The 13,067-nt window shown below is 37.5% G+C and carries 11 protein-coding genes; 5 read left to right on the forward strand and 6 right to left on the reverse strand.

What is annotated here, in order from left to right; translation table 11 throughout:
* Nucleotides 1-4 precede the first annotated feature (4 nt).
* Nucleotides 5-838, reverse strand: coding sequence for a hypothetical protein (locus tag ACSG5Z_RS18935; RefSeq protein ID WP_097907860.1), 834 nt, complete (start codon nucleotides 836-838; stop codon nucleotides 5-7).
* A 198-nt stretch (nucleotides 839-1,036) separates the two neighbouring features.
* On the opposite strand from ACSG5Z_RS18935, the gene ACSG5Z_RS18940 reads away from it, so the two are divergent.
* Nucleotides 1,037-1,822 (forward strand): zinc ribbon domain-containing protein, encoded by a 786-nt coding sequence (locus tag ACSG5Z_RS18940; protein ID WP_088062522.1) that lies wholly within the window; start codon nucleotides 1,037-1,039, stop codon nucleotides 1,820-1,822.
* A gap of 19 nt (nucleotides 1,823-1,841) precedes the next feature.
* Nucleotides 1,842-2,891 (forward strand): YARHG domain-containing protein, encoded by a 1,050-nt coding sequence (locus ACSG5Z_RS18945; protein ID WP_435711962.1) that lies wholly within the window; start codon nucleotides 1,842-1,844, stop codon nucleotides 2,889-2,891.
* Nucleotides 2,892-2,934: 43 nt separating this feature from the next.
* Here the strand turns inward: ACSG5Z_RS18945 and ACSG5Z_RS18950 are convergent, their stop codons facing one another.
* Nucleotides 2,935-3,366, reverse strand: a complete 432-nt coding sequence (locus tag ACSG5Z_RS18950) for a hypothetical protein (RefSeq protein ID WP_435711963.1) — start codon at nucleotides 3,364-3,366, stop codon at nucleotides 2,935-2,937.
* Between the two features lie 199 nt (nucleotides 3,367-3,565).
* Here ACSG5Z_RS18950 and ACSG5Z_RS18955 point away from each other — a divergent pair, with 199 nt between their 5' ends.
* The 3 genes from ACSG5Z_RS18955 (at nucleotide 3,566) to ACSG5Z_RS18965 (ending at nucleotide 6,200) form a co-directional block, all read left to right on the forward strand.
* Nucleotides 3,566-4,900: an FAD-dependent oxidoreductase gene (locus tag ACSG5Z_RS18955; RefSeq protein WP_262748652.1), complete on the forward strand. Its 1,335-nt coding sequence runs from the start codon at nucleotides 3,566-3,568 to the stop codon at nucleotides 4,898-4,900.
* A gap of 101 nt (nucleotides 4,901-5,001) precedes the next feature.
* Complete coding sequence (locus ACSG5Z_RS18960) at nucleotides 5,002-5,490, forward strand: GNAT family N-acetyltransferase (protein ID WP_435711964.1); 489 nt, start codon at nucleotides 5,002-5,004, stop codon at nucleotides 5,488-5,490.
* A gap of 299 nt (nucleotides 5,491-5,789) precedes the next feature.
* Nucleotides 5,790-6,200 (forward strand): DUF3908 family protein, encoded by a 411-nt coding sequence (locus ACSG5Z_RS18965; RefSeq protein ID WP_000996802.1) that lies wholly within the window; start codon nucleotides 5,790-5,792, stop codon nucleotides 6,198-6,200.
* A gap of 30 nt (nucleotides 6,201-6,230) precedes the next feature.
* Here ACSG5Z_RS18965 and ACSG5Z_RS18970 read toward each other — a convergent pair whose 3' ends face one another.
* The 4 genes from ACSG5Z_RS18970 to odhB form a co-directional block, all read right to left on the reverse strand.
* On the reverse strand, nucleotides 6,231-7,772 hold the full coding sequence (locus ACSG5Z_RS18970) for a SagB family peptide dehydrogenase (RefSeq protein ID WP_435711965.1): 1,542 nt from the start codon (nucleotides 7,770-7,772) through the stop codon (nucleotides 6,231-6,233).
* Between the two features lie 16 nt (nucleotides 7,773-7,788).
* A complete protein-coding gene (locus ACSG5Z_RS18975) occupies nucleotides 7,789-9,738 on the reverse strand; it encodes a TOMM precursor leader peptide-binding protein (protein WP_097857474.1) in 1,950 nt (649 codons plus the stop codon).
* Nucleotides 9,735-11,654: a putative thiazole-containing bacteriocin maturation protein gene (locus ACSG5Z_RS18980; RefSeq protein WP_435711966.1), complete on the reverse strand. Its 1,920-nt coding sequence runs from the start codon at nucleotides 11,652-11,654 to the stop codon at nucleotides 9,735-9,737. Before ACSG5Z_RS18980 ends, ACSG5Z_RS18975 begins: the two co-directional genes overlap by 4 nt.
* A gap of 125 nt (nucleotides 11,655-11,779) precedes the next feature.
* Complete coding sequence (gene odhB, locus ACSG5Z_RS18985) at nucleotides 11,780-13,039, reverse strand: 2-oxoglutarate dehydrogenase complex dihydrolipoyllysine-residue succinyltransferase (RefSeq protein WP_000569906.1); 1,260 nt, start codon at nucleotides 13,037-13,039, stop codon at nucleotides 11,780-11,782.
* Nucleotides 13,040-13,067 lie beyond the last annotated feature (28 nt).

Genomic DNA, 13,067 nt, shown 5'->3' on the forward strand with positions numbered 1-13,067 from the left:
GCGTTCAAAACGAACGCCCTCCTCTTATTTTATAAAACCCAAAACTAACAAGTGTAGAAATACAAGAAAATAGTAGTGCCACACTAGAAAATGCGATGAGGTACATATTATACTTCATCACTTTGCCGATTAGCTGGTTACTGTCGTACTGAAATAGTCCTGCTATTATATTGAATAAAAATAATAGGATAAACATGACGATAACACCGTCTATTGATCCTTTAATATCTGGTTTACTTAAAGCGATATGTGCAGAAATACAAATGGCGATAAATAAAAATAACCAAAAAGAAGGATTTAATAAATTACTTATTGTAAATAAGCTTTTCAATAATACAAACGTCGATAAAAGCATGTTTTGAACCATTTCTATATTAATAGAAGTAGAAGCGATTGTTTTTTCGAGGGTTGTATTAAATAAGAAATATGAATTTGGTACGAAATAGCGCATTAAAAGGATTAACGCAGTAATACCAGAAATAATAGGACCGATTCCAATGAAGAAGTTCCCAATTCGTTGATATACACTTTTTTGATTGTATTGATGTTGTACGTAGCCTAAAGCACCTTGGCTTGTATCTGTTGGGAAAAACTGCGTTGCTACAATTTTATGACGAAATAGTACACACATAATGGCATGTCCAAGTTCATGAATAGGAACACCAATCCACGCCGTTAAAAGGAATCCTTTTCTTCCGAAAGCCCTTGACCAATACATGCGTGTGAGAGATTCTAAATAACCTAATAGAAATCCAATTACAATGATAACGCCAATTAAAGAAAATAATTGGATTACGCTTGTAAGGAGTATTTGAAAAATTGAGTTTACTAATTCCATTGCCAGTCATCCAATCTGTTAAAAATGTTATTTGTTCTGTTTCATAATAGCATTATTTTTCAAGATTGCTAGCACATATATTTTCATTTGAAAGAAGGATTTCATAATCTTTTTCTTGTAGTCATGTTTTATGTACAAAGTCATATATTGAATTTGTAACACCCTATATGGTATCTGCTTAAGGGGGGGAATGCGAGAATGAAATGTCCGGCGTGTCATACGGAAAATACAGCAGAGGCAAAATTTTGCGGGAATTGTGGACATTCGTTGACGGAGGAAGCCGTAGCGAGTGGTGCACAGGAGGAAGGTGAGCAACAAGCACGCGTAGCACCAGCAGAGGAAACTCGATCAAATGAAACGGTAGAGCAAGCGAAGCGGTTTGCAAGTGGCTACTTTCAGTTTTTTAAACACGCATTACAAGCACCGACAGCTATTATGAAAAGTGGCAAGGTTGAAGTACGAAATGGAATTGTAAGTCTTGTTCTTATTTGTTTTTTAGGGGCATGTATTTTTTATAGAATGATGAGTGCTGCAGCAGCTGTTACGAAAACATTTGCACCAGATATATCTACTCCTACATTCTTTTTGGACTCTGTAACGGTCTTTTTATTTTTACTCATTTTAACTTTATTTGTCGGATTTATTATTTTTGTCAGTGGGAAGATGATGAAATCATCTTTTTCGTTTCTTGAAGTATTTGGAATATGGGGAACGATAGCAACTCCGGTAATTGCTATATTAGTGCTTTCTTTTCTGTTTAGCTTTTTATTAATCTTTTTCTTACCAATTTTATTAGGGCTGGCTACAACATATATGGGAATTAGTATAATTGTAGCTACAGTAAAACTAGATAACGGTGGATTAGATCTTGTTTACACTCTTTTTATCGCAAATATTTTCATTGGAATTGCAACATTTATTGTACTGTGGTCTTACATTAGCACGATAATTCAAACCTTTACACAGGGATTAAAGGGCCTCTAAAGAAAAGGTGGTTGAATGGATGAATGTATGTACAAAGTGTGGGACTCAGCTTGAAGACGGTGTGCAATTTTGTCAAAGCTGCGGGAGGAAGAGGGAGAGTCTTGCAGTAAAGAAGAAAATGAGCAGCGGTACAAAGGTTGGCATTACAATTTTAACATTACTTGCTGTAGTGATTGTTGGACTGTATTTGTACGGATCATCGTATTATAAGCAGGCGGCACAAGTAGATCGGATCATTACTATTTTACAAGAGAGGAACGGGGAGAAGTTAGCTGAAATCGTCACGGCAGATGATCCATCAGTTACTGTAACGAGAGAGAGTCTAATGCCACTATTTTCGTATATAAAAGAAAATCCATCTTATGTGAATGAATTGAAAGAACAGTTGAAGATAGGTGAAAAACAAGGGAACGGAATCGAAAGAGCAGACTTTTCGTTAACGAAAGATGGAAAGTATTTCTTTTTATTTGATCGGTATAAATTGAAAGCGAAGACGTATTATACGACATTGCTTACAAATGAAAAAGGTACATCTTTAAAAATGAACGGAAAAGAAATAGATAAAACAGATGACAAAAAGTTTGAGAAGCAATATGGACCGTTTCTTCCAGGAACTCAAGTGTTTCAAGCAGAATATAAAAATGATTATGTGAAACTATTACGTGAAGAAAAGGTTGTACTTATGAAACAAGGTCAAAATAACGTAATGATAGATTTAACGTTGCAAGGACAATATATTACGGTTCAAACGAACGTGCCTGGTGCAACATTGTATGTGAATCAAAAACCAGTTACTCCGCCGCCTACGACTCGGTATGTATATAATGGTTTCATCTTCCCGGATAGTGATATTCGAAAACTAACGAGTGCAGAATTAACATATTTATCGAAAGAACAGTTGAAAATTGCTAGAAATGAAATATACGCAAGACATGGAAATATTTTTCAAACGAAAGATATGCAAGCGTACTTTTCAAAACAGTCTTGGTATAGAGAAAATCCGTATTTTACAGGAAAGCTAACAGATATTGAAACTTATAATGTTGAATTGATCAAATCAAGAGAATAAATACGTAAAAAAGGTACAGTGCATAACTGTACCTTTTTTATGGTTATTTATCTGAACCAGGATCCCTTGAGAAAAAGATGTGAAAGAGAAATGTGACTTTACTTGATCCTCCTGATGTACTAGCTTGTATATGTGATAAAGGACCAGACGTTATAGCTGCCTCGGAATGGGGTGGTACGACTATTTTGAGCGCATGATCCGAATTTGGCGAAGCAGTAACAGTTATTGTATCATCAGAAAAGTTCAAAATTTTAACGGAACCGACTGGAAAGATGGATTTGCCAGCATGTGATGCTGAAGCAAATTGGGTAGCTTTCCAAATATCTTGTGCAAACGTATCATCGCTAGATAACCAAGCACGAGCGCTGTAGATTGTTGCATTAATAGAAAATTCTTGGTCAAGTGAAAGGGCGGGTTTCGGTTCTTTTGGTTCTTGCGGTTCTTCTGGAAGCTGGGCGAGAAGGCCGGCGCACATGTATGTTTCACCTACTTTCGATCGTTACTGTTATAGCATATTAAACATGTTGTTTATAAGACACGACGGCTACCTATTCAGGCATAGGTTTGTGCACCAAATTTGAAGATGAAATGCTCTTTCTTTACAATGGAAGTAGGTGTTATTTCTGAAAAATATGGAAAACGTAAAGAGTATGTAGAAAAGAAGGAGTGGTAAAGTGAACTATGTCATTATTGGCGGAGATGCAGCTGGTATGAGCGCAGCTATGCAAATTGTTAGAAACGATGAAACTGCAAATGTTGTAACGTTAGAAAAAGGTGAAATTTATTCGTACGCGCAGTGTGGATTGCCGTATGTCATTAGTGGTGCTATTGCTTCAACGGAAAAATTAGTCGCGCGTAATGTAAAGACATTTCGTGATAAATACGGAATTGATGCGAAAGTACGACATGAAGTAACGAAAGTAGATACGGAGAAGAAAATTGTGTACGCAGAGCATACGAAGACGAAAGATGTTTTTGAATTTCCGTACGATCGTTTATTAATTGCAACTGGCGTACGTCCTGTTATGCCAGAATGGGAAGGTCGAGATTTGCAAGGCGTTCATCTTTTAAAAACAATTCCTGATGCTGAGCGTATATTAAAAACGCTAGAAACGAATAAAGTTGAAGATGTAACCATTATTGGCGGTGGTGCGATTGGACTGGAGATGGCAGAAACATTCGTCGAACTTGGTAAGAAAGTAAGAATGATTGAGCGAAATGATCATATCGGTACGATTTATGATGCAGATATGGCTGAATATATACATAAAGAAGCAGATAAACACAATATTGAAATTTTAACGAATGAAAATGTGAAAGCATTTAAAGGAAATGAAAGAGTGGAACAAATTGAAACGGATAAAGGTACGTATAAAGCAGATCTTGTTTTAGTATCGGTTGGAGTGCAGCCAAATACTGATTTTCTTGAAGAAACAAATATACGTAAAAATCATAAAGGGGCAATTGAAGTAAATGCATATATGCAAACGAATGTGCAGGACGTATATGCAGCTGGTGATTGCGCAACACATTACCATGTTATAAAGGAAATTCATGATCATATCCCGCTCGGAACGACTGCCAATAAACAAGGGCGACTTGCTGGACTGAATATGCTTGATAAACGAAGAGCATTTAAAGGTACGTTAGGTACAGGTATTATTAAATTTATGGATTTGACGCTTGCAAGAACAGGTTTAAATGAAAAAGAAGCAAAAGGGCTACATATTCCGTATAAAACAGTTAAAGTAGACTCCACAAATATGGCGGGCTATTATCCTAATGCGAAACCACTTTACTTGAAATTATTATATCGTTCTGACACGAAACAATTATTAGGTGGACAAGTAATTGGAGAAGAAGGTGTAGATAAACGAATTGATGTGATCGCAATGGCACTTTTCAATAAAATGAGCATTCACGATTTAGAAGATGTCGACTTAAGTTACGCACCACCATATAACAGCGTTTGGGATCCAATTCAGCAAGCGGCAAGGCGAGCAGAATAGCACTTTTTAAGTGCTATTTTTTTTCGTTAAAGGGGAATCATTATTTTTGGCGAAAGAAGCGAATTGGAAAAAGTTGTATATAGGGAAGGGGATCATTAAAAATGTTTGTAGCACTTCAAACAGTTCAAGAATCAGAAAAAGAAATATTACGTAATTTATATGCACTATATCTTCATGACCTCTCTACATTCACTCCTAATATAAAGATTGGGGCAAATGGATTTTTTGAATACGAAGATTTGTACATGTTTTGGGAAAATGACGGAATCACTCCGTATTTTATTAAAAGTAATAATGATATTGTAGGATTTTTATTACTACTGGAACGTCCATTTTTGAAAAAAGAAAATGACTTTTGTATTAATGACATTTTCATATTGAATCAGTACAAGGGAAAAGGAATCGGTAAACAAGTTATTGAGAATGTACTAAAAGAGAAACGAGGAGAATATTTCGTTATCGAACTTGTGAAAAATGTACCAGCTGTTTCTTTTTGGAAGAAAGTATATAGGGAGCTAAACATCGAATTTGATGAAAAAACACAGTTAATCGATGATGAAGAATGTCTCGTTCAAACGTTTAAAATATAATGAAATCGGTGCCTCTAGTAGATTAATTTGAAATTTAACTTTATCCTGCATTAACGGGCAGTAAGACCCCCACCTCAAAATTCAGCGAAAGCAAAGAAGCTAAGTGGGGGGCGGGCTGCCCGTAAAAGCCCGATTGGTGAAGGCTGATAATCAGTGGGGGATGAAGAAAACCCCCACTAATTAAAGTTTCACTTTATTTCGAATATACCGTTCGCCCTTGAAAACATAGTACTTATCGCTTATATTTTCATATAGTATTTATTTTTTAATAAAGCAATGATCGAACCAGGGGGCACAGTATGGCAATTAACATGAAAACAATCGAAGAATGGATTGCTGAATCAAACGCAAGACAAGAAGAAGACTTTGGAAACGTTGTTGAAGAAATGAAAGAAGTATGCGTCGGACTTGATAATGCGACATTAATTTATACGAAAAATGTATTTTGTTTCGGTAAGAAAGTAGAAGTATTGTTCTTCTTCCAAGATCATGTCGTGATTGGACAAGAAAAAGATGAATATGTTGAAATCGAAAAATTAAAGTATGAAGCAATTACACATAGCAACTTAAAAACAAATGACAAAAATACAACGTTAGAATTAAAGTTTGCTAACGGACAATCTATCAATCTAGATAGTTTAAATGATAACTACGGTACGAAAAATTGGTTATTCGCGAGACAAATTAAGAGTATTTTTAAATTAATCTAGTAAAAAAGCACGCCGTCCACCGGCGTGCTTCTAATTACGCAAATCCCCTTTTAACCAATTCCGCGCTCGATACGCCCCAACAGGAATTTGAATGAGAGACGTTTCATTTCCAGTATCTATCCCGTATAACTGATCACATGAATTTGTATTAAAACTTAGTAATGGATGCCCGCCCATCCCCATCGCGGTTGCGGCGAAAACGAGTTTATGAACGAGTATGCCAGCTTCCATTTGGTGAATACGGTATCCTCTATAGCCTAATGCATTTGTATAGTAATCTTTCTTTCCGACTACATGTAGGCAAAGCGGTACTTGAAAAAGATTTACGTTATCCATCGTCATACTGGATTGAAGGGGATAACGAAGGTCTCCATATCGAAGTGGCTGTATGGAATGTGTTTTACTGTTATAAGAATAAGCACCGTTCTCTATATCTTTTACGTTATAAAAACATCCATATAATGAGACCCGTGCATTTTCATTTACATACTGACCATCAAGGTCGTTGTAATAAGGGAAGGAGAGACTCGCTTCTTGTAGTAAAGTAGCGAGCTCGGCTGTATCCCATTTCGTGAAAGTAAAGTCAGCATCAGGGGAATACCGTTCTTTACAAAGTTGTAAGAAATCATACGATAACCGTTCTACTTGCGGCAACTGTACAGCGTACGCATGATGTTGATAGTGCTCTTCATGATGTAGTGTTTGGAAGTGTGCTGTCGATTCAATCATAGAAGCTTCATTTATTTTTGTTAACATTGGATATTCATTTACATGTTTTGAGCGAACGAAATGTTCGTGTGCTAACGGCGGAATTTGCTGTAACAACTCATGAGAAGTAACTGTTTTATTTTCACGGTAATCATTGTGAAACCAATTTGTTTGCGGTTCTGTACTTAAAGGAACGACAGCATACACACTTTCTTCGCCTTCTGACAGTCCGAGTAAATGATTGATTGCACGGTCTAGAAACTGAAAGTATACGCCATTTGTGTAACCGAATTGTTTGGCACATGCAAGTAATTGTCCGATGAGAACACCACTATCTAATCCTTGAAGTCGATACGAAAAATTATTGTATTTAAAGTAGTTTTTCCAAAACATAGTGGATACGAATGCAGCGCCAAAACAAGACTGTATGTTACAACGGTTGCCAAGTGCTTCTGTAATGTAAGAATCGAAATTTCCTTCGCGAAGTAAAATAAGTCGGTGGTGCGCAGCGTCGTAATGGTAAATACCGTCTGGATAATCATCGATCTTTAAATATATATACAATTCATTTGGATATAAAGCGCCGCCTGAAGGGATAGATCTTCGGAATAAAATTTTTTCGCTATTTAGCTGACATAACTGTGTTAAACCAAATGAGGACCAAAGGTAATGACCAATCTCCTTCAAAGTAGGTGTAGTAGAAGAGTTAGGTAAAGATAATGGGATTTCTAAAGAGAGAGGAATGATAGGTACATTTCGGTATAATTTATAAGGAAGCGGTGCATCTTCCCAGTCCACTTCATGATTCGGCATAATTTCATCGATAGAAAAATGGAGATGATGTAAAAAAGTATCCAGCTGCATAAAATCCTCTCCTTTACTATGGAAACGGATGCGGATGTGGATTTAATTGTTCATTCGTTAAAGGTTCGTTTGTATATCCAAGTGTCATCGGCACAGTATATACTCTATCCAGTCCTGTAACTCGAATGAGATGGTGACCGAACGTCATCGGTAACATGCCTGGAATAATGACTTTTACGCAATGTAATCCGTTTTTTTCTATAAGAGGTACTGTTTGATCTACAACGATTACGTCAAGTCCAGATTGCTGCAGGCGGTTTAAAAGTTGATGAAGATCGGATGTTAAATCTAGATCAACTGATTGTAATGCATTCATTTCTTGGAACGATTGCACCGGGGCATCGTCACGTAAAAGAAAGTGAAGACGTTCTTCTGCTTCTTTTAATCCGTACAGCATACTATGGTCTTCCATTTTATTTACGAGATAAGGGTCTTGTAAGCAGTTTTCGTAGTGCTCTCTTTTTTGTTCGAGTTCATCGTCTGCTATTAGTAACATGCCTGCTATTTCATGGATGGCACTCTTTAAAGCGCGGACAGGGTCTAAATGAGAGCCTCCCGCACAAACAACGTTCATTCCATTTTCACGCGTATTTTTCGCAATTACCCATAAGCTTGGGATACCGTGTTCCATCGTTGCGTTAAAAGCATGTAATTCATACCCAGTAATCGTGTACAGCCGCTGAATCATTAATTGTAATTCCGTATCATTTGCTGAACTAAGATCAAGGCGGGGGAGAGGTAATTCGGCATACCAAGTGAGCAAAAAGGCGTCACGCTCTACAACTTCTAAAATGCCATGAAAAATTGCTTCTTCTAAACTACCACCAATTGCACATCCATTTGATGTTTCATACACGAAAGCATCTCGATGACCGAGGCTATAATAAGCAATTGATTCAGGAACTAAAAGTGGCCGGTTTTGTAATAAAGAGTAGCCCCATACCCAGTTTTGTTCATAGTCAGGATCAAACGGTTTAAACGGAAAACTATTACGATTATAATGTTCATTTGTATGTACACCGAGCAAGAGGGGATTAAGTGCATGATCCTCTAACTCACGAAAACTGCCGTGTACATTTGTCTTTTTTCCTCGAGGTGACATACCACAATATCGTTCTAAACCTTCTAAAATAGCAGTCGCTTCACTCATTGCAAATGAATGAGTTCGGCCTGCAACACCTTCATTTCCAAACATTAATGGCATGTTTATAATAACGTCAGCAAATGGTAATAAAGAATGCTGCATTTTTCCGTTCAACATACCGACGCGATAATCTAAATAATCTCTCGTTAAAAATGTGTTTAGTTCATGAATGGAACGACAGCGATATGCTGCTTCGCTTGTTTTTAAGCTCGGTTGTAACGAAATCGCTGCTGCATCTGCCGTATCATCAGGCAAATTGCTACATACAGGGCAGAGCGGATCGGGAAGAAAAGAATGCCGCGTACATTGCAGTGTTTGTAAGTTTAGTAAAATGAGTTCATTTTCTAAAGAAGAATGGTTATGAGTTAATATTTTCTCTGTTTCTGCACGAATAAGATGGCACATTTGTAACATACCATTTTGGGTGGCACGTACATCACGCCTTGTTACATTATCTGCCTTTAACGCATATTTCCGCTGTAGTGCCCACATTTCTTGTTGATCAAATCCAGCGATAAATCGGCGTCCATCAGAGCAGTTGGAACAGCCAGTTGCAAGAGGATGAATGTAAGGACCGATAATACCTTCACCAAATGAAGTGAATGCACGTAGCCATGGAATATGATTCGATCGAAACATTAGCTCGGCATCATGATGAATAGTAGAAGGAGAGCCATCATGTAATACGAGAGCGAGATGAATATTTTCAGGGAGTTCTTCTGTAAGGTTATGTTGGCGAATGATAGAATATTGTTTGCATAGTTGATCATGTACATAGTTTGCAAGTAAGCCATCTCCTATAAGCAATATATTTTGAGTCATAGACTGTCCTCCTTTGCAATTAATACACCGTACACACCATCTAAGTTTTCTTTCAAAAATGATTCAATGGTTAAATCAAACACGAATGGATAAAAATTATGTTCTTCTAAATGTTGCAAGGCAAGCTGCACAGATTGCACACCTGGAACTTCTTCTTCCGCTTGTATTTCCACTCTAAAAGAATCCGTGTCATATAAAATAATAGAGGATTCAGGCAAGATATTAGCTCTGTAAGGAGTCTCTTCATTTTGAATATGAAGTAGTGATAGTTGTAGTGCGTTTCGTAAGGCTAACGTCATATTAATATTAGATGCACCGTACCAGCGATCATTTATACCAACCCAAACGACAGGAAAGCTGAGAATCTCTTCACTCATTGCTATTTTAGGAGGTTCATGAATTGTAGAGAGAGCATCGTAATAAAATCTACAATGTTTATCATGAATTGCAGTTAAATCAATCGTCGTAATTTCTTCTAGCATATGTGACTGCCGCTCATACAATTTATTATTTAAATGTTGTTGTAGCGCCCGGTATACACCTTCTGTCATCGTTTCTCCAGCGCCAATACCGATATCATTATGTTCAGGAATAAGGCGGTGCATAATTTCCGCTACATATGTTTCAATTCCTGCTAAACCAGCTTCTCGGCGCGCTTCATTATGAGTTAAACCACCACAAGTCATAAGAGGCAGGAGGGAAGCAGGACCATCTGATAGTGGAGTAGCTACTTGAATATGGCATTGTGATAACGGTAATTGATATGAATCTTGTTCATCCCATACATGGAATAAACCAGCTTCTTTAGAAGTTAATGAGTCGAAAAAGCGGAATAAATCAGTTGAGGTATGTTGGTTGGACCGCTGCTCAAGTTGTTCAGAAAGATTTTCTATCGTATCAATTGTAAAACTTTCATCAGTTGCGAGAGGATGTTTTATAAAAGGATGCCATGCTCCTTCGAGTGTTTCGTAATTTAATAAAAAGAATTGTGGTTCTTTTTCTCGGTAAGAATCATCAGCGACATGCTTAAGTAATTCAAATACGATTATATTTGCTAACATTGCAGATGGAAGTGGTGAAAATGATGCTGATGAATGTTCATTTTGTAAAGTCGTTTCATGTAGCCGATGCCATGCGGATTCCCAGCATTCTTCACGATTAGCTGTTACGATAGGGCCGGCTATACCAAGTGCTGATAAACAGACGGCAGGTATGAAGTTCTTTCCTACTTCTCTACAAATCGTGTGAACTGCTCTTAGGCCTTCAATATCTCCAGTTTGAGAAACATACAAAATCCAGTCGAAAGGCTCGAACACTTCATGCAGGGGACGATCAATTGTCGTATCTACTTCCTGAACAAGGACATGATCATCAACTTCATGTGCAAGTTCTACTAGCTCATGAATGCGATTGTAATTTGTTTCCTCATAATCTGTAACAAGGTAATGAAAGGTAGGTAATCCTGATTCTAATAAAGAAGAAACTAAGGAAGTAAGCATATCTCCAGAACCAATTATAAGGACGTTTGCCGCGCGATACGTTTCGAATTTTAGAGCGCCTGAATGAGAATCAGCTTCTAAAAATTCAATTTGTGAAGCGTATCTATCAAGTAATGCGCTATTTAATTCATGAGGTGCATCTTGACTTACATCCCGAACGAAACCATTTGCATATAAAATCTCTCCAATTTCAAATACACGATTTTGATAGGGGAGAGGGAGACCATCGGTTATTTCTGCTAAAGAATAATTCCCGTTAAACATTGGCATTAATTTTTCAATCCAGTTGTAAATTCCATCACCGTCCATACGAAATGAACTGGCATTATTTCGAAAATAGACACCCCCGTTTGAGTCGGGGAGGAAAAAAGTATCCTTATTTGCTTTAAGTTTTGCATCAATTGGAAGGTTATTCATTTTAATCCTCCTTACGTTTTAGGCATACATTATTAGCTTATGTTATGAAATTTGTCCCATATGAATGCAATAAAAAAAGGCTGTAGAATAATTCATTCTACAGCCTGTAATAGATTATTAATCTATCAACCTTCTAATAATAATGATTTTGGATCTTCAAGCATATCTTTAACAGCAACAAGGAAGCTAACTGCTTCTTTACCATCAACAATACGGTGATCGTAAGATAAAGCGATGTACATCATTGGACGGTTTTCCATACGTTCTGCATCAATTGCAACTGGACGTACTTGGATTTTGTGCATTCCTAAAATACCTACTTGTGGGCTGTTTAGGATTGGTGTTGACATTAGAGAACCGAATACACCACCGTTTGTAATTGTGAATGTACCACCTTGTAACTCTTTTAATGAAAGTTTGTTATCGCGTGCTTTCATACCTAAATTACGAATTTCGCTTTCGATTTCAGCGAAGTTTAATTGGTTAGCATCGCGTACAACTGGAACAACTAATCCATCTGGAGCTGCTACTGCAATACCGATATCATAGAATTTTTTAATGATAAGCTCATCGCCTTGAATTTCAGCATTTAATAACGGGAATTGTTTTAATGCTGCAACAACTGCTTTTGTGAAGAATGACATGAAGCCAAGACGTACATCATGTTTTTTCTCGAAAGCATCTTTACGCTCTTTACGTAATTCCATGATTGCAGTCATATCAACTTCGTTAAATGTTGTTAACATTGCAGATGTTTGTTGAACTTCTACAAGGCGTTTTGCAATTGTTTGACGGCGGCGGGACATTTTCACGCGCTCAACTGGTTTTTCGAATTCCGTTTTTGCAACTGGAGCAGGAGCTGGACTTTTTGGAGCAGCTGGTGCTTCTTTTGGTGCGGCAGCATGAGCTTGTACATCGTGTGGTCTCACACGTCCAAGTGGATCTGTGCTACGTACGTCGTTTAAGTCGATACCTAATTCACGAGCCATTTTTCTAGCAGCTGGTGATGCGATAGGACGGTTCGTATTCGGTAAACCTTGTAAAGTTGTAGTTTGCTCAGCATTTGGTGCCGCAGCTTTCGGTGCTTCAGTTGTTTCTTGTTTTGGCTGTTCAGCAGCCGGTGCAGGTGTACTTACTGCAACTGGTGCTCCGTTTGCATCTAAAATTGCGATAGTTGCACCAACTTCAACTGTATCCCCAGGTTCGCCTAGTAACTTCGATACAATACCTGAATCTTCTGCAATGATTTCTACATTGACTTTATCAGTTTCAAGCTCAACAACGCTGCCACCTTTCTCAACTTTGTCGCCTACGTTGATAAGCCATTGTGAGATAGTTCCTTCAGTAATAGATTCTGCAAGCTCAGGTACTTTAATTTCGATCATTTTAAATGTCCTCCCCTTATTTGCCTAA

It is taken from the genome of Bacillus pretiosus (assembly GCF_051294775.1).
Classification (GTDB): Bacteria; Bacillota; Bacilli; order Bacillales; family Bacillaceae_G; genus Bacillus_A; species Bacillus_A wiedmannii.